Source organism: Streptomyces sp. NBC_01197 (assembly GCF_036010505.1).
Lineage (GTDB): Bacteria > Actinomycetota > Actinomycetes > Streptomycetales > Streptomycetaceae > Streptomyces.
The window spans coordinates 3,627,351-3,652,122 of sequence record NZ_CP108569.1 but is presented as its reverse complement, the minus strand read 5'-3'; the positions used below and the strand labels follow the sequence as shown (position 1 = coordinate 3,652,122).

Sequence of the window (24,772 nt, the reverse complement as noted above, 5' to 3'; positions counted from 1 at the left end):
GGGAGTTTTCCTCCGGCCACAGCCCGCCACCCGCCCGGCCGCGGCGAACGAGCCGTCGCCGGGCGCGCGTGATCGGCTGGGGGCGTGCATACCCAGAAGCCGCTTCTCCCCGACCACGCCCGCCGGCTGGCTGCCTGGTGTGCCGTCGCGCTGCTCGTCACGGGCGTGGCAGCGGTCGGGGTCTGGCTCTGCGTCACTCTCAAGACCGCCGTCACCCCCGTGATGCTCGCGCTGCTCGGTACGGCGCTCCTCGGCCCCGTCCACCGGCGGCTGGTCCGGTTGCGGCTGAACAGGTCACTCGCGGCCGGGCTCACCTGCACCGTGCTCGTCGCCGTCGTCGGCGGAGCCGCGTACATCGTCGTCACCGCGCTCATCGACACCGGCAATCAGATCGTGGCCTCGCTGAAGGACGCCGGGAAGTGGATCGCCGACCACTTCGGGGTGGCCACCGGCGATGGCATCACCAACATCGCCGACAACGCCAAGAGTCTGCTCGGCAGGTTCGGCGCGAACGCCGCCGGCGGGCTGCTCAACGGACTGAGCCTGATCGGCACGCTCATCGCGACCAGTGTGCTGGCGCTGCTGCTCACCTTCTTCTTCCTCCGCGACTCGGACCACGCCCGCGGACTGGCGTACGCCATCGCACCGGGCCACGGGGCCACCGTCGAGGCCATGGCCCGCCGGGCCTTCGAGGCCGTCGAAGGGTTCATGCGCGGCACCACACTGATCGCGCTCATCGACGCCGTCTGCATCACGGTCGGGCTGCTGATCCTGGGGGTGCCGGGAGCGGTCGGGCTCGGTGCGCTGGTGTTCGTCGGGGCTTACATCCCGTACCTCGGCGCGTTCATCTCCGGCGCGGTCGCCGTGCTGGTGGCCCTCGCCGACCGGGGGTTCGTCATCGCGCTCTGGGCGCTGGGCGTGGTCCTGCTGGTGCAGGTGCTGGAGGGGCATGTGCTCCAGCCGGTGATCCAGAGCCGTACGGTCCAGATGCATCCGGCGATGGTGATGATCTCGCTGACGGCCGGTGCGAGCATCGCGGGGCTCCTCGGGATGCTGCTCGCCGTGCCCGTGGCGGCTGCCGCCTTCGGGGTGATCGGCGAACTGCGGAAGCGCTACCCGCCGGAGCCCGTCCCGGACCCGGGAGCCGGCCCACGATCCGCACCCGACTCGGCATCCGACGCGGGCGGTGACGCGTGAGCCGGCCCGGACTCCGCCGTCCCCAGCGGCTCGTCCCTCCCCAGCGGTTCGTCCGGTGCGAGCTCGGCCAGGAAGTCGGACAGCAGATCGGACGACGGTCCCTCGGTGGCGTCGCCCGGCTCGCCGGACCCGGCGGCTCCGGCGGATCCGTCCTTCGGTTCGCCGCGTGACTCGTAGAGTTCGAACCAGATCGTCTTGCCGGAGCCCCGCGGATCCACCCCCCACATGTCCGCGAGCATCTCCATCAGCAGCAGCCCGCGGCCGGACGAGGCCATCTCACCGGGGCGCCGCTTGTGCGGCAGTTCGTCACTGTCGTCGGAGACCTCGGCCCGCAGCCGCCGGCTGCCGGGCTCGCCGGTGACGTCCGCGGTCAGCGTCGCGTCGCCGTCCGTGTGGATGAGGACGTTCGTCGCCATCTCGGAGACCATCAGCGCGGCCGAGTCGACCTGTTCGCTGTCCGCCCAGTCGTGCAGCAGGTCCCGCAGCTGGCTGCGGGCCGCCGATACGCGCTCCGGCTGGGCCTGTGCGATCGCCAGGGAGATGTGCCGGGTGGCGCCCACCCGTACGGGCTCCCCCGCGCGGGACATCAGCAGGACGGCGATGTCGTCCTCGCGGCGGTCGGAGAACGGCCCGGTGTGATGGTGCCCGGGCGGACCGTGCGCGGCCTGCACCAGTGCGTCGGCAAGGGTCTCCAGATTGTCCCCGGTGTGCCGCTCCAGGGTTCCGCGGATCCGCTCCCAGCCCGTGTCGAGATCATGGCCGCCGGTCTCTATGAGCCCGTCCGTGCACATCATCAGCGTCTCGCCGGGCTGGAGCACCAGCCGGGTCGTCGGGTAGTCGGTGTCCGGATGGATGCCCAGCGGCAGCCCGCCCTCCGCGGGCCGCATCAGCACCGTCCCGTCGGTCGTGCGGACCGTCGGGTCGGGGTGGCCCGCGCGGGCGATGTCGAGCGTGCCGGTGGCCGGGTCGACCTCGATGTACAGACAGGTCGCGAAGCGCGGGGTGGGCGCCTCGTCGGATTCGCGCTGGTCGTACGTGTCCGTGAGGCCGTACAGGAAGCGGGAGGCCCGGGAGAGCACAGCGTCGGGGGGATGGCCCTCGGCCGCGTACGCGCGCAGTGCGATCCGCAGCTGGCCCATCATCCCGGCGGCCCGTACGTCATGCCCCTGGACGTCACCGATCACCAGCGCCACCCGGCCGCCGCCCTTGCCGCCCTCCTGCGCGGCGCCCCCCGGCAGAGGGATCACGTCGTACCAGTCGCCACCGACCTGGAGCCCGCCCCCGGTCGGTACATAGCGTGCGGCGACCGTCATCCCGGGGATGCGGGGGCCCAGCATCGGCAGCATCGAGCGCTGGAGCCCGAGCGACAGCTCACGCTCGTTGTCGGCGATCCCGGCGCGGGCGAGGGCCTGGGCCAGCATCCGGGCGACCGTCGTCAGCACCGAGCGTTCGTCGGGCGAGAAGCTGACCGGGTAGGCGAAGGCCGCCATCCAGGCACCGATCGTCACCCCCGAGTCGACCAGAGGGACGAAAGCCCAGGACTGCCGGTTGAGGGGTGCCACGGCGGGCCAGTACCGGGGGTAGCGCTCCTCGTACGTTTCCGGAGTCGGCAGATAGATGGCCCGCCCCGTCCTGGCGACCTCGGCGGCGGGATACTGCGCCTCCGTACTCATCGGGAATTCGGCCAGCAGGCCGTTTTCGCCGGCGTTGTGACCGTGGTGCCCGATGACCGTCAGCCAGTCGCCGGTGATTCCGAAGACCGCGAGGCCGTCCGGCTCGAACCCCGGCATGGAGAGCGAGGCGGCGACCCGCAGCACCTCCTCGGTGGACCTGGCCTCGGCGAGCGCGCGCCCCGCGTCCAGCAGGAACGCCTCGCGGGAGCGGCGCCAGTCACCGGTGATCGGGGTATGGACCGCGTCGCCCGGCTGCGGCTCCGCGACCTCCTGGAGGGTGCCGACCAGAATGTAGCCGTCTGGGCTGATCAGCGGCTTGGAGCGGCTGCGTACGGTACGCACGACCCGGCCCGTCTCGTCCACGATACGCAGCCGGGCCTCGGCGAGGGAGTCCTCGGCGACCGCGAGATTCACCGTCCCGTTGACCTCGTTCCAGTCGACGGGGTGGAACCGGGAACGGGCGGCGGCCTCGGACAAGGTGGTCGGTTCGGCGGGCAGACCGAGGAGCCGGGCGGCTTCCGCGTCGAGCGTGACGATCCCGGCGGTGTTGTCCCATCGCCACAGGCCGGTTGCGATGGCGGCCAGGACGTCCTCGGTGCGCATTGACCCACTTTAAGAAGGTGCGACCGGCAGCCGCCACACAGGGTGCGTCCATGCGGCCGTTCCCGGGCTGCTGGGCCGGGCCGATAAAGGCGTAAAGGCACGGTGTGCCCGGCGGTACCCTGGTGCGAAGTACACCCTTCCCGCCTGTCTCGCGAAGAACTGGATGAACGATGCATCGGTACAGGTCCCACACGTGCGGCGAACTGCGCGCCTCCGACGTCGGCTCCGACGTCCGGCTGAGCGGCTGGCTGCACAATCGCCGAGACCTGGGCGGCATCCTCTTCATCGATCTGCGCGACCACTACGGCATCACGCAGCTCGTCGCCCGCCCCGGCACCCCCGCCAACGAGGCGCTCTCCAAGGTCACCAAGGAGACGGTCGTCCGTATCGACGGCAAGGTCTCCGCACGCGGCACCGAGAACGTCAACGCGGAACTGCCGACCGGCGAGGTCGAGATCGAGGTCGGCGCGGTCGAGGTGCTCGGTGCCGCCGCCCCGCTCCCCTTCACCATCAACGCCGAGGACGGCGTCAACGAGGAGCGGCGTCTGGAGTACCGCTTCCTCGACCTGCGCCGCGAGCGGATGCACCGCAACATCATGCTGCGTTCCTCGGTGATCGCCTCGATCCGCTCGAAGATGGTCGCGCTCGGCTTCAACGAGATGGCGACCCCGATCCTCACCGCGACCTCCCCCGAGGGCGCCCGTGACTTCGTGGTGCCGTCCCGGCTCAACCCGGGCAAGTTCTACGCGCTCCCGCAGGCCCCGCAGCAGTTCAAGCAGCTGCTGATGATCTCGGGCTTCGACCGCTACTTCCAGATCGCGCCCTGCTTCCGCGACGAGGACGCCCGCGCGGACCGCTCGCCGGGCGAGTTCTACCAGCTCGACGTCGAGATGAGCTTCGTCGAGCAGGAGGACGTCTTCGGCCCGATCGAGAAGCTGATGACCGAACTCTTCGAGGAGTTCGGCAACGGCCGCCACGTCACCTCGCCGTTCCCGCGGATCCCGTTCCGCGAGTCGATGCTGAAGTACGGCAACGACAAGCCCGACCTGCGCGCCCGGCTCGAACTGGTCGATGTCTCGGACGTCTTCGCCGACTCCGGCTTCAAGGCCTTCTCGGGCAAGCACGTCCGCGCGCTGCCCGTCCCGGACACCGCGGGCCAGTCCCGGAAGTTCTTCGACGGCCTCGGTGCGTACGCCGTCGAGCAGGGCGCGAAGGGTCTGGCCTGGGTGCGTGTCGGTGACGACGGCACGCTCGCCGGACCGATCGCCAAGTTCCTCTCCGACTCCGACATCACGGCGCTCACCGAGCGTCTGGAGCTCAAGCCCGGCCACGCGGTCTTCTTCGGCGCGGGCGAGTTCGAAGAGGTCTCCAAGATCATGTCCGGGGTCCGCGTCGAGGCGGCCAAGCGCGCCGGACACTTCGAGGAGGACGTGTTCCGGTTCTGCTGGATCGTCGACTTCCCGATGTACGAGAGGGACGAGGAGACCGGCAAGATCGACTTCTCGCACAACCCCTTCTCGATGCCCCAGGGCGGCTATGCCGACCTGGAGGAGAAGGACCCGCTCGCCATCCTGGCGTACCAGTACGACATCGTCTGCAACGGCATCGAGCTCTCCTCGGGCGCCATCCGTAACCACGAGCCCGAGCTGATGCTCAAGGCGTTCGAGATCGCCGGCTACGACCGGGAGACCGTGGAGCACGAGTTCGCCGGAATGCTGCGCGCCTTCCGCCTCGGCGCCCCGCCGCACGGTGGCATCGCCCCGGGTGTGGACCGCATCGTGATGCTGCTCGCCGACGAGCCGAACATCCGCGAGACGATCGCTTTCCCGCTCAACGGCAATGCGCAGGACCTGATGATGGGCGCCCCCACGGTGCTCGACGAGACCCGGCTGCGCGAGCTGAACATCCAGCTGCGCAAGCCCCCGGCCCCGCCGAAGCACACGCAGGAGAAGCAGGACACGCAGCCCTCGCAGGAGAAGCAGGAGAAGTAGCGCCTGCCGGTTTCACGTGAAACAGCGCAACAGCCCCCGGTGGAGCAACCGGGGGCTGTTCTGTGCTGTCAGGTTCTGGGCCGTCAGCTTCATGCCCCGTCCCACGGCTCCCGGATTCCTGCCGTGAGCCGAACGGGACGGACCAGTACGACGGACTGATCGGCGTGCCGGTCAAGATCAAGACCCAGGACAGGGGCAATCTGATTCCGGCAGGTCTGTGTGTGCGCGGCGACGCGCACGGCTTGCCCCGGTCGTACGGCAGGCCCTGGGCAGGGCGTGATTCGCGACAACGACGTCGAAACCATCATCGAGCGTCACACCAACTTCCATAAAGAGGCCAGCCTCGGGGGGAACTCGCAGGGTTCCCCGAAATGAAACGACGCCTACGGCACACACCAGTCGTTAACGGCGTGCACCCGACGTGATCCGACGTGATCCGACGTGAAAACGAAAGGCTCGTACATGTCTCTTCGCCGACTTCCCAGAGGTGCGCTCGTCGCGACCGCCCTGGTCACCGGTGGGTTGGTGCTCTCCGGGTGCTCGGGGTTCCCGGGACACACGACAGCCCCGGCCCGGGCGGTCGAGGACAACAGCGGTCACGGCGGGCCACCCGCAGCACCCGCGACGCCCGCGGCGGGGCCGCAGCTGCGCCGGGCCGCGGAGCTTCAGGAGGTCAAGGAGATCCCGGCGCTCGGTCCCAAGACCCTGGCCGAGATCCCGGAGTCCGCCCGGCAGGCCGTCGTCGTCACCGGCGACGCACCGGACTCCAGCCGCTCCACCGTCCTCCTCTACGTCCGCGACCCGGTCAAGGGCTGGGAGCCGGTCTCCGAACCGTGGCCCGCGCACAACGCCCTGCACGGCTGGACGGAGAAGCACTACCAGGGCGATCTCCACTCACCCGCCGGGGTCTACGGCCTGACCGACGCGGGCGGCCGCAAGGCGGACCCCGGCACCCGCCTGCCGTACGACCACGGGTCCTCCTTCGTCGCCGCGGGCACCGGCTTCGAGGGGGAGTCGCTGGCGGGCGCCTTCGACTACGTGGTGGCGATCAATTACAACCACAAGCCCGGCACCACCCCGCTCGACTGGACCCGCCCGATGGGCAAGAACCGGGGTGGCGGCGTCTGGTTCCACGTCGACCACGGCGGCCCCACGCACGGCTGTGTCTCCCTGCCGGAGGACCGGATGAAGGAACTGCTGCGCTGGCTGGACCCGGCGAAGAAGCCGGTGGTGGCCATGGGGGACGCCTCGATGCTGGGGGAGTGAAGCCGCGCCCGCGTGGTGCGGCGACCCGTAGTCTGGATGGTGATACCGACCCCGGAGGAGACCGTGGTGAGCGTCGTGGAAGAGCGGTCCACAGTCCTGACCCAGGAAGTCTTCGAGGAGCTGGCCCGGCATGCCATACGAACCGACGAAGCGGTGCGTCTGGAGTTCGTGAACGGGAAGTTGGGGGTCAAGGATGTGCCGGACGGGGACCACGGGCGGATCATCGCCTGGCTGACGCAGGTCTGTATCCAGTCGGAGCAGGGGCTCTGGCTCTTTCCGGAGCAGGGGCTGCGGATCGAGACTTACCGCAAGGGCAACGCCCGCCCCGATGGGGCTCTCGCTCCGATCGACACCTTTGTCGGCCAGGGTGAGTGGGCCAGTGCGGACGGTGTGCTGATGGTGGTCGAGGTCACTTCGAACGACGCCGACACCGACCGCCGGGACCGGGTGGAGAAGCCGCGTGCCTACGCCGAGACCGGAATCCCCGTCTATCTGCTGATCGACCGTGAGGCGGGCGAAGTCAAGGTCCACTCTCAGCCGGACGGCGTGCGGTACGAACAGGTGGTCACGGTTCCGTTCGGGAAGACTGTGGAGCTGCCCGGCCCGGTCGGGATCGAGCTGGACACCGCGCCGCTCATGGCCTGGGTGCGCTGACGCCGGCCGGAATCAGGCGACCGAAGCCGGCAGCCGGAAACAGGAAGGCCCGGAACCGTGGTCGGTTCCGGGCCTTCCTGTCTGACGTGCAGCGGTCGTGCGTGGACTACGCGGGCTTCTCTTCCAGGCGCGGGAACAGCACCGCGCCCTTCGTCACCGTCGCGCCGGCCGGGAGCCTGCCCCAGACGCCCGACTCCTGGAGCTTCTGGTCCGCCAGCGCGCCGAGACCCGCCTCGGCACCCAGTGAGTCCCACAGGCTCTGCGAGGTCTCCGGCATCACCGCGTTCAGCAGGACCGCGACACCGCGCAGCGACTCGGCCGCCGTGTAGAGGATGGTCGCGAGGCGGGCCCGGCCCTCCGGCGACTCGTCCTTGGCGACCTTCCACGGCTCCTGCTCCGTGATGTAGCCGTTGACCTGCTTCACGAAGTCGAAGACCGCCAGGATGCCGCCCTGGAAGTCCAGCTCCTCGCCGATCATCCGGTCGGACTCGGCGACCGCCTTGGCCAGACCCTCCTGGACGGCCTGCTCGGCGGCGCCCGGGGCCTCAGCGGCCGGCAGGGCTCCGCCGTAGTACTTGCCGACCATGGCGGCCACGCGCGAGGCGAGGTTGCCGTAGTCGTTCGCCAGCTCGGAGGTGTAGCGGGCGGAGAAGTCCTCCCAGGAGAACGATCCGTCGCTGCCGAAGGCGATGGCCCGCAGGAAGTACCAGCGGTAGGCGTCCACGCCGAAGTGCGAGGTCAGGTCCTGCGGCTTGATGCCGGTCAGGTTCGACTTCGACATCTTCTCGCCGCCGACCATCAGCCAGCCGTTCGCCGCGACCCTGCCGGGCACCGGCAGGCCCTGGGCCATCAGCATCGCGGGCCAGATCACCGCGTGGAAGCGCAGGATGTCCTTGCCGACCAGGTGCACGTCGGCCGGGAACGTCTCGTCGAACTTCTGCTGGTTGGCGCCGTAGCCGACGGCCGTGGCGTAGTTGAGGAGCGCGTCCACCCAGACGTAGATGACGTGCTTCTCGTCCCACGGCACCGGGACGCCCCAGTCGAAGGTGGAGCGCGAGATGGACAGGTCCTGAAGCCCCTGCCGTACGAAGTTCACGACCTCGTTGCGCGCCGACTCCGGCTGGATGAAGCCCGGGTTTGCCTCGTAGAACTCCAGCAGCTTCGGGCCGTACTCGCTCAGCTTGAAGAAGTAGTTCTCCTCCTTGAGGATCTCCACCGGCTTCTTGTGGATCGGGCACAGCTTCTGACCGGGGAAGTCGGGCCCGCCCTCGATCAGGTCGCCGGGGAGCTTGTACTCCTCGCAGCCCACACAGTACGGGCCTTCGTACCCGCCCTTGTAAATCTCGTCCTTGTCGAACAGGTCCTGCACGAATTCCTGCACACGGTCCGTGTGCCGCTTCTCCGTCGTCCGGATGAAGTCGTCGTTCGCGATGTTCAGATGCTCCCAGAGGGGCTTCCAGGACTCTTCGACGAGCTTGTCGCACCACTCCTGCGGTGTGACGTTGTTCGCCTCGGCCGTGCGCATGATCTTCTGACCGTGCTCGTCCGTGCCGGTGAGGTACCACACCTTCTCGCCGCGCTGACGGTGCCAGCGCGTGAGCACGTCCCCTGCAACGGTCGTGTAGGCGTGGCCCAGGTGAGGAGCGTCGTTGACGTAGTAAATGGGGGTCGATACGTAGTACGCGTTCGTCCCCTGCTTCTCGGATCCAGTGGCCGCCATGGTCGAAATCCTAACTTCCTCACGGCGAGCCTCCGACCGGATATGCGCCGGGCCCCCGTCCAGGTGGACGGGGGCCCGGTCGGCCGGCCTGTGCTGTCAGGCGTCAGCCCTTGCGCGCCGCCAGCCAGGCCGGGAAGGCCGCGAGCAGCTGCTCGTACACCTCGGAGTCGGCCAGCTCGCGCGGGGTCGGGCCCGCGTGGAAGAACGCGGCGTGCGGGACGTCCAGCTTCCGCAGGAAGTCGAACGCCTTCGACTCGTGGTCGCCGAAGGCCACGAACTGCCAGAACAGCGGCTTGTCCGCCACCTCGGCGATGGCCTGCTTGGCCACGACCTTGGCGTCCGGGGCGCCATCCGTCTGGAAGATCACCAGGGCCGGGGCGGTGGGGTCGGCGGACTTCGCGTGCAGAGCCGCGACCTCCTCGACGGCGCGGTGGTAGCTGGTGCGGCCGAGCCGTCCCAGCCCGGCGTGCAGCTCGTCGACGCGGCCCTCGTACGCGTCGAGCGTCAGCTCTCCGGTGCCGTCGATGTCCGTCGAGAAGAAGACGACACGGACGGTGGCCTGCTCGTCGAGGTGCGCGGCGAGGGCGAGGGTCTGCTCGCCGAGGGCCTGCGCGCTGCCGTCCTTGTAGTACGGCCGCATGGAACCCGACCGGTCGAGTACGAGGTAGACGGCGGCCTTGGCCCCGCTCAGCCCGGCCTTGTCGATCTCGGCGCCGGCGGCCTGGTAGGCGCTGGCGAGCTGGGGCGCGCGGGTCGCGAGGTCGGCGGGGGCCGTGGCGCCGGTCGCCGCCGGGGACACGGGTTCGGTTGCCTCGGCCGCCTGGGAGTCCGCTTCGGTCGCTGCCTCTGCCTCTCCCTTTGCCTCGACGCCTGTCTCGGCGCCCGCTTCCGCTTCCGCTTCCGCATCGGCCTGGACGGGCTCGGTGACGGTCGGCTCGGGCTCGGGCTTCGCCTCAGACTCAGCAGCCTCAGCCTTCTCAGTCTCAGCCTTCTCCGCTTCGACAGCCTCAGCCTCAACGGCCTTCGCCTCAACGGCCTTCGCCTCGACGGAAACCGGCTCCGTTTCGGCAGCAGCCTCCGGCTCCGCCGCGACGGGCTCAGCCTCGGCCTCAACCACCGGCACCTCAACCACCGGCACCTCAACAGCCTCCGCCTCAACGGCGACCGGTGCGTCCTCGGCGGCGGGAGCGGGCTCCTGCTCAGTCTCAGTCTCCGGCTTCCGCTCCGGCTCAGTCTTCACTTCCGGCTTCCGTTCCGGTGCGGCTCCGTCCGATGCCTTCCCCTGGGCAGGGACAGTCGGCTCCGCCGGCCTCCGCTTCGGGTTGTCGAAGGCCTCCGCCACCAGATCGGACGCGATCCCGCCACTGGACCTGCGCGCCGGCTTCGGCGCCGGCCTCTCGGCGGCGGGGACGGCCGTCGACGCCTTGTCGGCCTGGGCGGGCAGCGACACCGTGCGCGGCTTCTCCGACGACGCGCCCTCGGACGCCGCCCGTTCCGCTGATACCGCTTCCGACGATGTCTTATCCGGTGCCGTGTCCGACGATGTCACCTTCTCCGACGATGACTCCGCGGAAGTCGATCCCGCCGTCCCGGTGTCCGCCGCTTTCGCGGGCGTCGTCGTACGCTCGGCCTGTGCCGGAACGGTAGTGGCCGCCGACGGCTCACCGGACTCCACGCGGTCGCGTCCAAACACCTTGCGCAGCAAGCTCCGAATGCCCATGGGCGAGACCTTTCGCAATGATTCGCAATGAGTCGAGTACGAGACAAGTCCGCGCCGACGGGAGTCGCTCCCTGGCCAGGGCGGACACGTAAGGTTAGCGACCGCCTTCGGCGATCTTGGACCGACCGGCTCCGAACGGCCGGTCTCTGGAGAGGGTAGGACTCACGCCGCCGTGCCGGGCTCCAGGTCGAGCCGTGCGCGGGTCGTGTCGGCGAACAGCGCCGACAGCCGTGCGCCGTCCGGCTGTCCCGGAGCGAACAGCCCGGCCGCCCTGGCCCGTACGACGAGCAGACCGTGCCCATCCACCGTCTCCGAGACGCCCCGGGTCTCCACCACGTCCCACCAGGCGTCCAAGTTGCGGCCGAACCAGTCGGGCAGCCCGCACGGCCCGGACACCGCGTCCCAGAAATCGTCGAGTGAGGCGAGCGGCAGCGTGCGCAGATCCACGACCAGTTCGGAGCCCATGGCAGCGGATGGTACGCGGAAGGTACGACAGGTGTGCCGGGCCGACGCCACCCGGACTCCCCGGTGGCTCCACGGGGAACGCAACTTCACCCTCAGTGACCGGTCCGGTTCACAGCAACTCCCCGTACGCCGCCGCCAGCTCCTCGTACACCACGTCCAGCTCCGCCCTGTCCGTCCCGGGCCGTGCCGCGAGCAGCAGCCGTACGCCGAGGGGGTCCCCGTGCAGCGGTCTTATCACCAGGTCGGGTCTGGGTCTGGTGGTCGGCTGGCAGACCGTGACCACCTCGCCCGACGCGACCAGGGCGAACGCCGTCAGGTAATCGCCGTGCAGCACCCGGGGATTGAGGCCCGCCGCGCGCAGCATCCGGCGCATCCCGTCCCATTCGCCGTCCACGGTCGGGTCGACCATCCACTGGTCCGCCGCCAGGTCGGCCAGCTTCACCACCGGGTCGGCGGCCGCCGGGTGGTCGGCCGCCAGGGTCACGGACTGCGGTTCGCGCTCGACCAGGACGCGGATCTCCAGGTCGTCCGGTACGCGCAGCGGGCACCCCTCGACCTCGTGCACGAACGCCACATCCAGCTGGCCCGAGGCCACCAGGCGCAGCAGTGCGTTGGCCGACACGTCCATGTGGAGCGAGGTCTCGGTGTCGGGCAGCCGGGCGCGCAGCCGGCGCAGCCAGCCGGGGATGGCGCGGCTCGCCGTCGCGCCGATCCGCAGCCGGGGCCCGGCCGCGCGTGCGGCGGCGGCCTTCGCCTCGGTGACCAGCGAGCGCATCTCGTCGATCAGCGGCCTGGCCCGGCTGAGCACGGTGCGCCCCAGCGGGGTGGGCCGACAGCCCGTGCGGGTACGGGAGAAGAGCTGCCCGCCCAGTGAGTTCTCGATCCGGCGGAGCTGTGTGGTGAGCGAGGGCTGACTCATGCCCAGCTCACGGGCCGCCCGATGCAGGCTGCCGGTGTCCGCTATGGCGCACAGTGCGCGGAGATGCCGCACCTCAAGGTCCATGTAACCAGAGAGTAGGGGTGCGCCCGAGGCCGCACCAGACCCTCAAACCCCCACCGATAGCCCCAAGTTATCGCCAGTTGCCATCATCCCGGCGGGGCCCCCGCACAGCACACTCTCCGGTACCACCCGTTCACCCCCACACCGGACGAGTAGGAGCCCCCCACATGAAGCACCGTAATACCGCGTTCTCCGCGATCCTCGGCCTCGGCATCGCCGCCGCCCTCGGCACCGCTGCCCCCGTCCAGGCTGCCTCCCCCACCACGGTGGCCCCGGTACCGCACACCGCGCAGGGTGCCCAGCACTACGCGAGTGCCAAGCAGGAGGCGGGCAACAAGGCCTTCTTCGACGCCGTCATGAAGTCGGTCGCGAAGAAGCAGGCGGCCCACCCCGGGCTGAAGTCCGTCACCATCACCTACAACGCATCGGCCGCACCCAGTTACCAGAGCCAGATAGCTGCCAGCGCGCAGATATGGAACGCCGCGGAGACCAACGTCCAGCTCCAGGCGGGATCGTCCGGCGCCGACTTCTCCTACCGTGAGGGCGACGACCCGCAGGGCTCGTACGCATCGACGGACGGACACGGCAGCGGCTACATCTTCCTGGACCACGCGCAGACCCAGGAGTACGACTCGGTCCGCGTCACCGCCCATGAGACCGGCCATGTGCTCGGCCTTCCCGACGACTACAGCGGCCCGTGCAGTGAGCTGATGTCGGGCGGCGGCCCCGGCCCGTCCTGCACCAACCGGCAGCCGGACGCGCAGGAGCGCGCCCAGGTCGACTCGCTCTGGGCGAACGGATTCGCCAAGGCCCTGGCCAAGGCGAACGCGTCGCGCAAGTCCTGACAGGAGTCGGTACCTGACAGGAGTCGGTGCCTGGCAGGAGCCGTTACCTGACAGGAACCAGGGTCGAACCGACAGCAGCCAGGATCTGACACCCAGGCCCTGACGCCACCTCCCCGGCGTCGGCCCCCCACCCCCGCACCCGGCGTCCTTGACGATGCCGGGTGCGGGTGACCTTGCCGGGGTGGAACGAGCCGGGCCGGGCCACGCCCGGCCCGGCTCCCTGGTGTCCGGGTCGCCCCGGAACAAAGCTTGGTCAGCGCTGCGGTGAGGCGATCTCCCGCGCCGCGACGACCTCCTGGCGCAGCGGGGCGAGGACGCCCTCGTCGTCGCCCTCGATCCGGGTCGGTACCTCGACCAGGGTCGCGCTGGACCGCAGCCCCTGCGCCAGCTCCCGCAACTGCTTCGTCACCTCGCCGACTTCCTCCGGAGCGGGCGGCCGGGCGCCGTGGTCGACGCGTACCCGGGCGGCTGTCGTCGCGTCCACGATCCGTTCCGCCGCGACGACCAGTGGCCACCAGGCGGCGGCCCGCTTCCCGGTTGGCGGGGGTTCGGTGAGGGCCCGCTGGAACTCCGTCCGTACGACCGACAGATCGCGGTAGATCCGCCGCCGCAGCCGCGCCCGGTCGCCGTGGTCGCCCGGCGCGGCCGGTGAGGCCCGCACACCCGTACCGTCGGCCGCCGTCCCCGCCTTCGACCCCGAGCCGGTCCCGCTTCCGCTCCCCCCGCCGAAGGCGCACTCGACGTAGCGCGCGCTCTCCTCGACGGCGACGGCCAGCCGGTCGCCGATCCGGGTGTGCCAGCTCTCCGGCCAGAGCAGATAGCCCGCGACCAGGGTGATCCCGCAGCCGATCAGGCTGTCGAGCAGCCGGGGCAGCACCAGATGGAACCCCAGGTGGTTGAGCTGGTCGGAGATCAGCAGGATCACCGGGGTGATGGCCGCGGTCTGGAAGGCGTACCCGTTCGCGGAGACCGCCGGGATCAGCGCCGCGAGCACCACCATCACCGGTACGTCCCACCAGCCGCGCGGTACGACTCCGAGGACCAGCGCGGCGGTGAGCACCCCCACCGCGGTGCCCAGCGCGCGCAGGACCGCGCGGGAGAAGACCGAGCCGAAGTCCGGCTTGAGTACGAAGGTGACGGTGAGTGCGACCCAGTACGAGCGGGGGACGCTCACCACCGACACCAGCACCTGCGCGAGGCCGATGCAGAGCGCCAGCCGCAGGCCGTAGCGCCAGGAGGTGGGCGAGAGCAGGACGGTGACGGCTGCCCGGCGGGCCCGGACACCGAGTGCGGCGGGCCGGCCGAGCCGGTCGTCCGCGCCGTACTGGTCCGGGTGGTCGGAATCCGCGTGGCTGACGACGGCGGCCGCGTGCCGCAGCGCCGCGTTCATGGCGCGGTCGGCGGGCCCTTCGGGCCCGGGGAGCACCAGGTCGGGCACCGCACCCGCCCGGCCCGTTGCGACCACGTCGGCCAAGTCCCGGACCGCGGCGGCGATTTCCGGGCGGCGCGAGGCGCGGCCGTGCAGATGGGCCGCTGCGGCCGCCTCGATCAGCGGGACGAGCACATTGAGCTGGGCGAGCATCCGCACCATCGACGTGCTGCGGCCGTGGTAGTGGGCGCGCCGGGCGAGGATCAGGTCGTACGAGGTGTTGAGCGAGGCGGTCACGGCCTGGCGTCTGACGTCGTACGAGGCAGTGCCCGCGGCCGCGAGCAGCTCGGCGACCGTGCGGTAGGTCGCGGCGACCGCGGTCCGTTCCGGGGCCCGCGCCCGCAGCGGCCAGCCGAGCAGTGCGAGCACCAGCACGAAGAGCCCGCCGAGCGAGAGCAGCAGCGGGGCCTTCCACCACGGCCCCGGCATCGGGAGGCCCGCGCCGACCACGGAGTTGAGCAGGAGCAGCAGCCCCGAGACGGACGCCACCGCGCCGATCGTGGAGATCATCCCGGAGACCAGCGCGACCAGAGTGAGGACGGCCACCGCGATCCAGCCGTCGCCGTACACGAGGGTGCCGAGCATGACGCCGACCGCGCCGAAGCACTGCGGCACGGCGATGTTGAGGATCCGCATCCGGTACGCGTCGGCGGTGTCGCCGATGACGCCCGAGAGCGCGCCCATGGCGACCAGCGCCCCGTACCCGGCCTGTCCGACGGCGAGTCCGACGGCCAGCGGCGCGGCCAGCGCGATGCCCGCGCGGACCACGGCGGCCCAGGGAACCGGCGCCGGCTGCGGGCGCAGCCCCCGGATCAGCCACTCCGGCGGTGAGATCAGCGGCTGCTTCCTCTGTGCGTCTGCGCTGCTGCCCACCGTGTCACCCATGCCAACAAACTACGGCCTGGCGTGCGGTTTCCCCCACGCCGCGTACGCGGTGGAAACCGCCCGGGGCGCCCGGGGCGCGTAACAGGCCGGTAAGCCGCTCTGTTACGCCGTACGAGTTGCCGGGACGCGGCCGCGGGTGTGCGCTGGTGGGAGGCGAGCGGAAGGAATCTGCCATGGCCACACCCACGACACTCCGCGGACACCGGCCGTCCCACCGGCGCCCGGCGGCGCACCGGCACCTGCCGGCAGCGGCCGTGGCGGTGCCCCTCGTCCTCGGTATCGTCTACGCCCTCTACACGGCGTTCATCCTCAGCTCCAGGTCGCCCGGCCACCCCTTCACCACCGCCAAGATTGTGCTCAGCATCGTCTCGGGCCTGGTGCTCGCCGTACTGGCCTTCGGTTTCGGCCGCATCCAGCACGCGCTGCCGCGCGAGGCGAGGGCGGCCGGGTACGGCGTGCTCATCGGCGGGGCGATGGGGTTCCTGTACTCGATGACCGGGTCGAGCGTGCTGTCGTCGTCGTTCATTGGCGCGGGGTTCGGCATCGGCGCCCTGATCACGACGTTCTACGTCTTCTACACGCACGAGGACTGAGCCGGATCAGCCGGGTTCATACGCCCGACGGCCGGTCCCGCGCCCTGTCGCCGGCGGGGCGCGGGATTCCGTCGTCGGCGGCCAGCTCCACCAGCGCCAGCGCGACGAGCGCGGACAGGGCGATTCCCACCACGACACCCGCGGTGGGCCGGTCCCAGACCAGGTAGACGGCGAGCGCGACGGCCACCACGGTCCCGTTCAGCCAGGCCCTGGCGCGCAGCACCCAGAGCCCGGCGCGCCCGGTGCGCAGGCCCATCGCGTCGCGTACGGCGCCGATGGTGCGCCGCCACACCGTCCTGATCCGCACCGCGGCCCGGCCGGGGCCGCCCAGCCAGGCGGCGAGCGCCAGCACGGCGCCGACTACGGCGATCATGCGGACCGCCGTACGCAGGAAGGCCGTCAGCGCGTCGATGACCGCAGCGGCGGCGGGCTCCGGGACGTCGGCCGGCAGCCGGTCCAGGTACAGGCTGCGGAAGACGGCGATCGCCAGGCCGAGCAGCAGCGCACCGACCGCCACCGCCAGGCCGGCGGTGACCAGGGCGCGCCGTCTGCGGACCGCGAGGAGGACGCCGCCCGCCGCGAGCAGCACGGTCACCGCCGGGAGCCAGAGCCCGCCGATCCGCAGCAGCCGGAAGGCGGTGCGCGCCCGGCCCACGGCCTTTGAGTCCAGCAGCGTGTACCGGGCGTGCACCGGCGGAATCTTCGACGCGATGGTCAGCCCGCTGTCCACCAGCCGCTTCTTCGCGGCGTCCGTCACGGGCGCCAGGTCGATCGTGACCGCGCCGCCCCGGTCGCTGGTCAGGGCCTTCTCGGCGGCTGTGTGCGCTGACCTGTTGAGCTGGACCCAGACGTCCGTGAACGTGCCGCTTTCGACGAACCCCGCGACCGCGCTGTGCACGAGCTCCTTGAGCCCCGATGAGATGGGCTTGCCGAGCGCGCCGATGGCGAGTTCGATCTCGGCTCGCTCGGCGGGCCCGACGGATTTGAGCAGCGCGTCGACACTGACGTACTTCACGACGGCCTCCGTAGCCTGGTCGGTCACGGCGGACCGCACGGCCGGGTTGGAGGCCAGCGGCCGCATCAGCGCGACATACCGGCCGGTGTCGCCCACCACGTCACGCGTCCAGACGGCCACGGCGGAGACCGGGGTGAGGATCCCGGCGACCACGATCAGCAGGATGGCGGAGAACGACCGCACCCGGCGGCCCGGCGGGCGTCCCTCCGGTACGGCGGGCCCGGACCGCAGTCCGCCGAGTCCGCCCGCGCCGTCGTCCGTCACGTCTCCAGGGGAAGCCACCGGCCGGGAGCCCGCACTCCGGACGGCGCCATTCGGCCATTTCCGCCCCGCGCCCGCCCCGCCCCGCGCCACCAGGCCCGGAGCCTCCCGTTTGGAATCAGGCCGGATCTTGCACTATCCGTTTCCCTGGTCGCCGAGCGCTGAGACGATGGCCGGAAAACGGGAGGAACACATGGCAGAGGTCTTCATGCGCCGCCTGACCAGATGGCAGGCCGAATCGCAGCGGGAGGCCGTCGCGGACACCTACGTCGAGGCATACCGCGGGCCGCGTGGGGAGGAGTTCCACGACCGCCAGCAGTTCCTGGAGCGCTTCGCCGAGGACATGCAGCGCCCCGGCTTCGACATGATGGTCGCCGACGGCCCGTCGCTGGCCGGATGTGCTTACGGCTATGTGCTGGAGCGGGACGGCGGCCTCTGGGAGGGCTTCCGCGGCGGGCTCCCGGTGAACATCGAGGAGCTGACCGCGTCAGGGCAGGTGTTCGTCCTGGCCGAACTGATGGTGCAGCCGTCCTTCCGGCGCCAGCGGATCGCCACCCGCCTCGTCGACCAGCTGCTGGTGCGTTCGCGGGCCGCTCTGGTCGCGGCCCTCGTGGAGCCCACGAACGAGCCAGCCAGGGGTGCGATGCAGGGGTGGGGCTGGACCCGTTTCGGCGATGTGCGGACGCGTGAGCAGCACGACCCCCTGGAACTGCCGGAGCCGCCGCACCCGCAGCGCACGTACGAGGCCTGGAGCCGCGCCATCGTGCACGCGGGCAGCGCGGGGTAGCCGGCAAGCGGGAGACAGCAGGCGCAGGAGGCGCGGGACAGCGGGGGCAGGGGAAGGAGCAGGAGGCGCGGACAGTTCCCCGAGCGCGGCGAGCTGCGCAAGCCGGGCCCGCAGGCGGTGGCGGCTACAGCCCCGCGGCGGCGGCTGCCTCGCGGAACACCGCCTCCAGCATCGGCCGGGTCAGACGCCTGGTGTTCACATTGCGCTGGCTCGGGTGGTAGCAGCCGAAGAGCCGCAGCTCGTCGCGGCCGTCCGCACCGGCGAGCGCCACCTGGGCGCCGTGCCCGAACACCGGCCGCGGCCGGGGCAGCTGCCAGCCCGCTTCGGCGAGTACGGGCAGCAGCGCCTGCCAGCCGAAGCCGCCGAGCACCACCACCGCGCGCAGCCCGGGGCTCAGCAGCGCCAGCTCCGCCGCCAGCCAGGGCCGGCAGGTGTCGCGCTCCACGGTGGTGGGTTTGTTCTGCGGCGGCGCGCAGTGCACCGGGGCGGCCATCCGTACTCCGCGCAGGGCGAGCCCGTCGTCGGCGGCGGTGGCGGTCGGCTGCGAGGCGAGGCCGACGGCGTGCAGCCCCGCGACCAGGAAGTCGCCCGCCGGGTCGCCGGTGAACATCCGCCCGGTCCGGTTACCGCCGTGCGCCGCGGGTGCCAGTCCGACCACGGCCAGCGCGGCGTCGGCGGGTCCGAAGCCGGGGACGGGCCGCCCCCAGTACTCCTGGTCCCGGTACGCGGCCCGCTTCTCCACAGCCACCTGCTCCCGCCAGGCCACCAGCCGGGGGCAGGCCCGGCAGTCGGCCACCTGGGCGTCCAGCGCGGCGAGTGTGGCGCAGCCCGGAGCCCGGTCGGCGGGGAAACGCCGGTCGTCGGCGCTCGGCTGGGGCTCTGACGCCCGGGACTCCGACTCGGCCATCCGGCCACGGTACGCGGCGTGCGCGCCACGGGTCCCGGCGGCGCGGAAAACCCGTCGCCCGGCCGGGGCACGCGCCGGTACCCTCGCGAAGCTCACTTCAGCAGACCGGAGCGTTCAGCGAAGCCAGAAGGTCCACAGAGAAAGAGGAAGACGATGCGGCAGTTCCACGGAGTCATCAGGCCGTCCCTCTCTTCCACCCCCACCGAGGACCTCTGTGCACGACGCCGACCTGAATCCCGGGACAACCCTGAACCTGGGCGTGCTCGCCCACATCGACGCGGGTAAGACCAGCCTCACCGAACGGCTGCTGCTCGACAACGGCGCCATCTCAGAACTCGGCAGCGTCGACGCCGGCAGTACGCAGACGGACACCGGCGAGATCGAGCGCGAGCGTGGCATCACGATCCGTTCGGCGGTGGCGCCCTTCGCCGTCAGAGGCGTCGGGGGCCTGCAGATCAACCTGGTGGACACCCCGGGCCACCCCGACTTCATCGCGGAGGTCGAGCGGGCGCTGTCCGTGCTCGACGGCGCGGTTCTCGTGCTGTCCGCCGTCGAGGGCGTACAGGCGCAGACCCGTGTCCTGCTGAGGTCGCTGCGCCGGCTGCGGCTGCCGACGCTGCTCTTCGTCAACAAGATCGACCGCACGGGCGCGCGCTCCGACAGCCTGCTGGCCGACATCCGCGCCGGACTCACCCCGGACATCCTCGCCATGAGTTCGGTGCGGGACGCGGGAACGGCGGCCGCCCGTACGGACGTACGCTCCCTGGAGCGGGTGGAGTTCCGTATGGCGGCCGCCGAGGCGCTCGCCGAACACGACGACGCCCTGCTGGCCCAGCTCGTGGCGGGCGAGCTGCCGTCGGCGGACGACGTACGCGCCCTGCTGGCCCGGCAGTGCGGTGCCGGGCTGCTGCACCCGGTCTTCTTCGGCTCGGCCCTGACCGGCGAGGGCATCGCCGCTCTGACGGACGGCATCGCCGCGCTGCTGCGCCCGCCCCGGACCGCCCCCGAGCCCGCCGCTTCCGCCCCGGCGGCGGCCGGAACCGGCCCGCGCGGCACGGTCTTCGCCGTCGAGCGCACGGGCGCAGGTGAGAAGGTCGCGTACCTCCGGCTGTTCTCGGGAGAGGTACGGGAACGGCAGCGCGTCACCTACTGGCAGCGTGAACCCGGCGGGAAACAGGCCGAGTTCAGTGGCAGGATCACCGGCCTCGACGTCGTGGGCGTCCCCACCGCGGGTGCCCCCGGCGCCCCGGACAGCCGTGGTGCGCACGGCGCCGCGGGCGGGGAGCCCGGCCGGCGGCTCACGGCGGGCGGCATCGGCCGGGTGCGCGGTCTGCCCGGTATCCGGGTCGGGGACCGGCTGGGCGCGCCCGACGACCGGCTTGAGCAGTTCCACTTCTCGCCGCCGAGCCTGGAGACGGTCGTACGGGCGGGTGGCCCCGGGCAGCAGGCGCGGCTGCACTCGGCCCTGCTGGCGCTGGCGGACGAGGACCCGTTGATCCGTACCCGGGCGGCGGGCGGCGGCGCGACCTCCGTACTGCTCTACGGGGCCGTGCAGCAGGAGGTGCTCGCGGCGCGGCTGGAGCGGGACTTCGGCCTGGAGGTGGTGTTCGAACCGGTCCGCCCGGTGTACTTCGAGCGTCCGGCGGGCCGGGGCGAGGCGCGCACCGAGATCGACCGGCACGGCGCCAACGACTTCCTGGCGACGGTGGGCCTGCGGGTCGAACCGGCCCCGCGCGGAGCCGGTGTCACCTTCGCGCGTGAGACCGAGTGGGGCGCTCTGCCCCGCGCCTTCCACCGCGCCATCGAGGAGTCCGCGCTGCGGACCCTGCAACAGGGGCTGTACGGCTGGGAGGTGACCGACTGCACGGTCACGCTCACCCGGACCGGCTACATCCAGCCGCTCACCGTCGCCGCGCACTTCCGGCAGCTCACACCGCTGGTCCTGATGCGGGCGCTGCAACGCGCGGGCAGCCGGGTCTTCGAGCCGTGCCAGACGCTGGAGGTGGAGATTCCGGAGGACGCGCTCAACGCGGTCATCGGCTGTCTCGTCCCGCTCGGGGCCGAGGTCACCGGCTCCACCGAGGCCGGTTCGTCCTGGCTGATCACGGCGGAGCTGCCGGTCAGGCGGGTACAGGAGTTCCAGAAGGCGCTGCCGGGGCTGACCCGCGGGGAGGGGGCGGTGTGGTCCCGTCCGGGACAGGACCGCCCGGTGCGCGGCCCGGCGCCGACCCGGCCGCGCACCGACGGCAATCCGCTGAACCGGGATGAGTACATGAGGTTCCTCGCGGACCGAAGCCTCGCGGACCGCAGCCTCGCCGGAGGTGGGCCCGGCGGTACGGCGGGCTGACTCCCGGGCTGCGGTCGGGTGCGTAGGGGACGGATCCGTACGCATTCGGCCACAGCCCCCACCCAAACCCGCCTCAGCCGAGCGGCTTGTCCAGGACCGCCTTGCGGTGGCTGAACGTCTCCAGCGAGTACCGGCCGTGGTAGCGGCCCATCCCGCTCTCGCCCACCCCGCCGAACGGCAGCTCGGGCACGGTGAGATGGGCCACCGGCAGGCCGAAGCCGAGGCCGCCCGACGAGGTCTCCGTGGTGAGCCGGTCGCGGGTCAGCACCGAGTCCGTGAACGCGTACAGCGCCAGCGGCTTGTCCCGGTCGTTGATGAACGCGATGGCCTCGTCGAGCCCCTCGACCTCCACGATGGGCAGGATCGGGCCGAAGATCTCCTCGGCCATGACCGGTGAACCGGGCTGAACTTCGGCGAGCACGGTGGGCGCGAGGTAGCGCTGCGCGCGGTCGCTGTCGCCGCCGACCACGAGCCGGCCGGAGCCGAGCAGACCGGTCAGCCGGTCGAAGTGGCGTTCGTTGACGATCCGGCCGTAGTCGTCGGAGGTGGCCGGGTCGGCGCCGAACAGCTCCCGTACGGCCGAGGTCAGCGCGGTCTCCAGCTCCCGGGCGGTCGCGGGGTCGGTGAGGACGTAGTCCGGGGCGACGCAGGTCTGGCCCGCGTTGAGGAACTTGGTCGACGCGAGCCGGGCCGCCACCGCCGCGAGGTCCGTGCCCCGGTCGACGAACGCCGGTGATTTGCCGCCCAGTTCGAGGGAGACCGGCGTCAGATGCTCGGCTGCGGCCCGCATCACGATGCGGCCCACGGCGCCGTTGCCGGTGTAGAAGATGTGGTCGAAGTGCTCGGCGAGCAGGGCGGTGGTCTCCGGTACGGCGCCCTCGACCACGGTCACCGCGTCGCGGTCCAGATAGCGCGGCAGCAGCCCGGCGACGGCCCGCGAGGTGGCGGGGGCCACTTCGCTGGGCTTGGCGACGACGCAGTTGCCCGCGGCGAGTGCCCCGGCGACCGGGGCGAGGAGCAGCTGGAGCGGGTAGTTCCAGGGCGCGATCACCAGGACGACGCCCAGCGGGTCCAGCACCGTCCAGGCGTTTGCCGTACCGAGGTGCGCGGGTACGTCGACGGGCTCGGGTCGCAGCCAGCCCTCCAGCCGCTCCAGGGTGTGATCGATCTCGCGCACGGTGAAGTCGATCTCCGTACGGAACGCCTCGCGTTGGCTCTTGCCCAGGTCGGCGTGGAGCGCGGCGGCCAGTTCCTGGCGGTGCCCGGTCAGCATCGCCCGCAGGCCGTGCAGCTGTTCGGTCCGCCAGGACAGGGTCCTGGTCCGGCCGGTACGGAAGGTGGCACGCAGCCGGGCGACGGCTTCGGCGGGCTTCTCGGTGGGCTGCACGGACACGGATGCTCCTCGGTCGGGTTCGTTCCTGGGGCCGGTTCGGAAAACCGCTCACGTAGGGGTGTTTATCAAACGGAGAGTGGCCTTCCGGTACCTGCCCGGCCCCGCCCGGACCGAAATGCGCGCCCCGGGCAACCGGTTCGTACTCCGTTCGGGTACGCGTTGTGGCATTCGGTCTCAGCAGACGGGCTCTCCGCACATCCGTTGCCCAAGGCTCGGGGAGACACCCGTGCCGTGCCGGCACGGGGAAGGAGATGGGACGCGATGGGTACCGATCACATCGACACGGGGTTGTTGAAGGAGCTGACCGAGCAGTCGCAGGATTTGAACAGCGACGCGCTCCGGATGACGAACTCCGCCCTGGCGGATTTCGCCGAAACGGCCGAATCCTCAAGCCGCCGCTGGTGGCAGCGCCGGGGGACTCTGCTGGGGGCCGCAGGTGCGGCGACCTTGCTGGGCGCCGGACGCGCGGCGGCCGCGTCGAGCACCGACGTCATGGCACTCCAGACGGCCGCCTCGCTGGAGAACCTGGCGGTGAGCGTGTACCACACCGCGGCCGGGCTGCCGTTCATCAAGACCGGCAACAAGACCGTGCTTGCCTTCATCACGAAGACGGCGCAGCAGCACACCGCACACGCCCAGGCGTTCAACGCCGCCGCCAAGAAGGCGGGCGGCAAGGAGCAGACGGGCACGGACCCGAAGTACGCGGCCGTCGTCAAGAAGACCCTGCCGACGCTCAAGACATCGGCGGACGTCGTCAAGCTGGCCATCTCGCTGGAGGACACCGCGGCGCAGACGTACACCAAGAACGTCGGGCAGGTCCACGACACGAGCCTGCGTCAGCTCTTCGCCTCGGTCGCGCCGGTGGAGGCCCAGCACCGCGCCACGCTGCTGGCCGTGCAGGCCCTGCTGGCCGACGGGAAGACGAACCTCATCGCCATCCCCACGGACGTAGCGAAGCTTCCCGCCAACATCGGCAGCGTCGGCTTCCCGGACGCCTTCTACCCCACCAAGATGGCTTCTCCGGTCAGTGAAGGGGCCGTGAAATGAGCAGCAGCAGGGGCAGCTGGGAGCTGCCGATCAGCGAGGGCGAACTGTCCCGTCTGACGAGCGAGATGGACGAGGCCCACCGGGCGGCCCTCCCGGTCATGGCCGCTTCCGCCCGTGACCTGTCGACGGAGCTCAAGGACCTGGGGGCCTCCGGTGCCGAGCCGGTCCACGAAGTGCGTACGCCCCTGGCGCGCCGCCGCTTCCTGACCGGCGCCGGTGCTTCGGCGGCCATGCTGGCGCTCGCCGCGTGCGCCGGGAAGTCGGCCACCACGCCGACCGGCGGGAGCGCCTCCGGGTCTCCTTCGGCAGGCGCTTCCGCGTCCTCGTCGGCCAGTGCCTCGGCGTCCTCGTCGAGCGGGTCCTCGAAGTACACCGGTGACCTGAAGGCCGTCGCCCTGGCGGTGGCCCTGGAGAACCAGGCCGTCGGCGCCTACCAGGCGGCTCTCAAGGCGGCCAACGCGGGCAAGCTCGGCAAGGTGCCGCCGGCGATCGCGACGTTCATCCAGACCGCGATGGCGCAGCACAAGGACCACGCCGACGCGTGGAACGGCGTGCTCTCCAGCGCGGGCAAGCCCAAGATCACCGATGTGCCGCTCTCCGACCAGGCCGCAGTCACCAAGGCGCTCGGTCAGGTCAAGGACGTCACAGGGGTGGCCAAACTGGCGCTCCAGCTGGAGGATCAGGCCACCGAGACCTATGTGTTCGCGACGTACAACGTCAAAAGCCTGGGCGGGGTCAACACGGCGGCGACCATCGCTCCGGTCGAGGCCATGCACGCCGCGATCCTGCACTACGTGCTGGGCCAGTACCCGGTGCCGGACGCCTTCATCGGTACGAAGAAGGCGGCCGGCACCAGCTTGCTGACTGTCTGACTCCGTCTGCCCCCTCCTCCCCCGGACCGCCCGTCCCCTTCTGGCTCCCCGGCCAGGTGCGTACCTCCCCCACGCACCTGGCCGGGGCCGGGCCGGCTGCCC

20 protein-coding genes are annotated in these 24,772 nt (G+C 71.3%); 11 read left to right on the top strand and 9 right to left on the bottom strand.

The window, feature by feature from the left end; translation table 11 throughout:
• Positions 1–84: 84 nt before the first annotated feature.
• A complete protein-coding gene (locus OG452_RS16585) occupies positions 85–1,197 on the top strand; it encodes an AI-2E family transporter (protein WP_327296372.1) in 1,113 nt (370 codons plus the stop codon).
• Here the strand turns inward: OG452_RS16585 and OG452_RS16580 are convergent.
• Positions 1,113–3,473: an ATP-binding SpoIIE family protein phosphatase gene (locus OG452_RS16580; protein WP_327296371.1), complete on the bottom strand. Its 2,361-nt coding sequence runs from the start codon at positions 3,471–3,473 to the stop codon at positions 1,113–1,115. The two genes, OG452_RS16585 and OG452_RS16580, sit on opposite strands and share 85 nt — an antisense overlap.
• 170 nt (positions 3,474–3,643) lie before the next feature.
• Between OG452_RS16580 and aspS the strand changes: the two genes are divergently transcribed.
• From aspS to OG452_RS16565, 3 genes are all read left to right on the top strand, one after another.
• A complete protein-coding gene (aspS, locus tag OG452_RS16575; protein WP_327296370.1) occupies positions 3,644–5,464 on the top strand; it encodes an aspartate--tRNA ligase in 1,821 nt (606 codons plus the stop codon).
• 462 nt (positions 5,465–5,926) lie between these two features.
• Positions 5,927–6,730: a L,D-transpeptidase family protein gene (locus OG452_RS16570; RefSeq protein WP_327296369.1), complete on the top strand. Its 804-nt coding sequence runs from the start codon at positions 5,927–5,929 to the stop codon at positions 6,728–6,730.
• 66 nt (positions 6,731–6,796) lie between these two features.
• Positions 6,797–7,384, top strand: coding sequence for a Uma2 family endonuclease (locus tag OG452_RS16565; protein ID WP_327296368.1), 588 nt, complete (start codon positions 6,797–6,799; stop codon positions 7,382–7,384).
• Between the two features lie 106 nt (positions 7,385–7,490).
• Here the strand turns inward: OG452_RS16565 and metG are convergent, their stop codons facing one another.
• Both metG and OG452_RS16555 read right to left on the bottom strand, forming a co-directional pair.
• On the bottom strand, positions 7,491–9,104 hold the full coding sequence (gene metG, locus OG452_RS16560) for a methionine--tRNA ligase (RefSeq protein ID WP_327296367.1): 1,614 nt from the start codon (positions 9,102–9,104) through the stop codon (positions 7,491–7,493).
• Between the two features lie 103 nt (positions 9,105–9,207).
• Positions 9,208–10,344, bottom strand: a complete 1,137-nt coding sequence (locus OG452_RS16555) for a VWA domain-containing protein (protein ID WP_327296366.1) — start codon at positions 10,342–10,344, stop codon at positions 9,208–9,210.
• Between the two features lie 82 nt (positions 10,345–10,426).
• Between OG452_RS16555 and OG452_RS16550 the strand changes: the two genes are divergently transcribed.
• Positions 10,427–10,855: a hypothetical protein gene (locus OG452_RS16550; RefSeq protein WP_327296365.1), complete on the top strand. Its 429-nt coding sequence runs from the start codon at positions 10,427–10,429 to the stop codon at positions 10,853–10,855.
• Between the two features lie 131 nt (positions 10,856–10,986).
• Here OG452_RS16550 and OG452_RS16545 read toward each other — a convergent pair whose 3' ends face one another.
• A complete protein-coding gene (locus tag OG452_RS16545; RefSeq protein ID WP_327296364.1) occupies positions 10,987–11,289 on the bottom strand; it encodes a barstar family protein in 303 nt (100 codons plus the stop codon).
• A gap of 109 nt (positions 11,290–11,398) precedes the next feature.
• A complete protein-coding gene (locus OG452_RS16540) occupies positions 11,399–12,292 on the bottom strand; it encodes a LysR family transcriptional regulator (protein WP_327296363.1) in 894 nt (297 codons plus the stop codon).
• Positions 12,293–12,456: 164 nt separating this feature from the next.
• Here OG452_RS16540 and snpA point away from each other — a divergent pair, with 164 nt between their 5' ends.
• Positions 12,457–13,134, top strand: coding sequence for a snapalysin (snpA, locus tag OG452_RS16535; protein ID WP_327296362.1), 678 nt, complete (start codon positions 12,457–12,459; stop codon positions 13,132–13,134).
• Positions 13,135–13,387: 253 nt separating this feature from the next.
• Here the strand turns inward: snpA and OG452_RS16530 are convergent, their stop codons facing one another.
• The gene (locus OG452_RS16530) at positions 13,388–15,448 is read right to left on the bottom strand and encodes an FUSC family protein (protein ID WP_327296361.1); all 2,061 of its coding nucleotides are present in this window, start codon (positions 15,446–15,448) and stop codon (positions 13,388–13,390) included.
• A gap of 173 nt (positions 15,449–15,621) precedes the next feature.
• Between OG452_RS16530 and OG452_RS16525 the strand changes: the two genes are divergently transcribed.
• Positions 15,622–16,041 (top strand): hypothetical protein, encoded by a 420-nt coding sequence (locus tag OG452_RS16525; RefSeq protein ID WP_327296360.1) that lies wholly within the window; start codon positions 15,622–15,624, stop codon positions 16,039–16,041.
• A 16-nt stretch (positions 16,042–16,057) separates the two neighbouring features.
• Here OG452_RS16525 and OG452_RS16520 read toward each other — a convergent pair whose 3' ends face one another.
• Positions 16,058–17,320, bottom strand: a complete 1,263-nt coding sequence (locus tag OG452_RS16520) for a hypothetical protein (RefSeq protein ID WP_327296359.1) — start codon at positions 17,318–17,320, stop codon at positions 16,058–16,060.
• Between the two features lie 190 nt (positions 17,321–17,510).
• Between OG452_RS16520 and OG452_RS16515 the strand changes: the two genes are divergently transcribed.
• The gene (locus tag OG452_RS16515) at positions 17,511–18,104 is read left to right on the top strand and encodes a GNAT family N-acetyltransferase (RefSeq protein WP_327296358.1); all 594 of its coding nucleotides are present in this window, start codon (positions 17,511–17,513) and stop codon (positions 18,102–18,104) included.
• A 124-nt stretch (positions 18,105–18,228) separates the two neighbouring features.
• On the opposite strand, the gene OG452_RS16510 is transcribed toward OG452_RS16515, so the two are convergent.
• Positions 18,229–19,011, bottom strand: coding sequence for a uracil-DNA glycosylase (locus tag OG452_RS16510; protein ID WP_327296357.1), 783 nt, complete (start codon positions 19,009–19,011; stop codon positions 18,229–18,231).
• 214 nt (positions 19,012–19,225) lie between these two features.
• Here OG452_RS16510 and OG452_RS16505 point away from each other — a divergent pair, with 214 nt between their 5' ends.
• On the top strand, positions 19,226–21,358 hold the full coding sequence (locus tag OG452_RS16505; RefSeq protein WP_327296356.1) for a translation factor GTPase family protein: 2,133 nt from the start codon (positions 19,226–19,228) through the stop codon (positions 21,356–21,358).
• Positions 21,359–21,431: 73 nt separating this feature from the next.
• On the opposite strand, the gene OG452_RS16500 is transcribed toward OG452_RS16505, so the two are convergent.
• The gene (locus OG452_RS16500) at positions 21,432–22,751 is read right to left on the bottom strand and encodes an aldehyde dehydrogenase family protein (RefSeq protein WP_327296355.1); all 1,320 of its coding nucleotides are present in this window, start codon (positions 22,749–22,751) and stop codon (positions 21,432–21,434) included.
• A gap of 261 nt (positions 22,752–23,012) precedes the next feature.
• Between OG452_RS16500 and OG452_RS16495 the strand changes: the two genes are divergently transcribed.
• Positions 23,013–23,798, top strand: a complete 786-nt coding sequence (locus tag OG452_RS16495; protein ID WP_327296354.1) for a ferritin-like domain-containing protein — start codon at positions 23,013–23,015, stop codon at positions 23,796–23,798.
• Positions 23,795–24,670, top strand: a complete 876-nt coding sequence (locus OG452_RS16490; protein WP_327296353.1) for a ferritin-like domain-containing protein — start codon at positions 23,795–23,797, stop codon at positions 24,668–24,670. The genes OG452_RS16495 and OG452_RS16490 overlap by 4 nt, the downstream gene beginning before the upstream one ends.
• Positions 24,671–24,772: the final 102 nt, after the last annotated feature.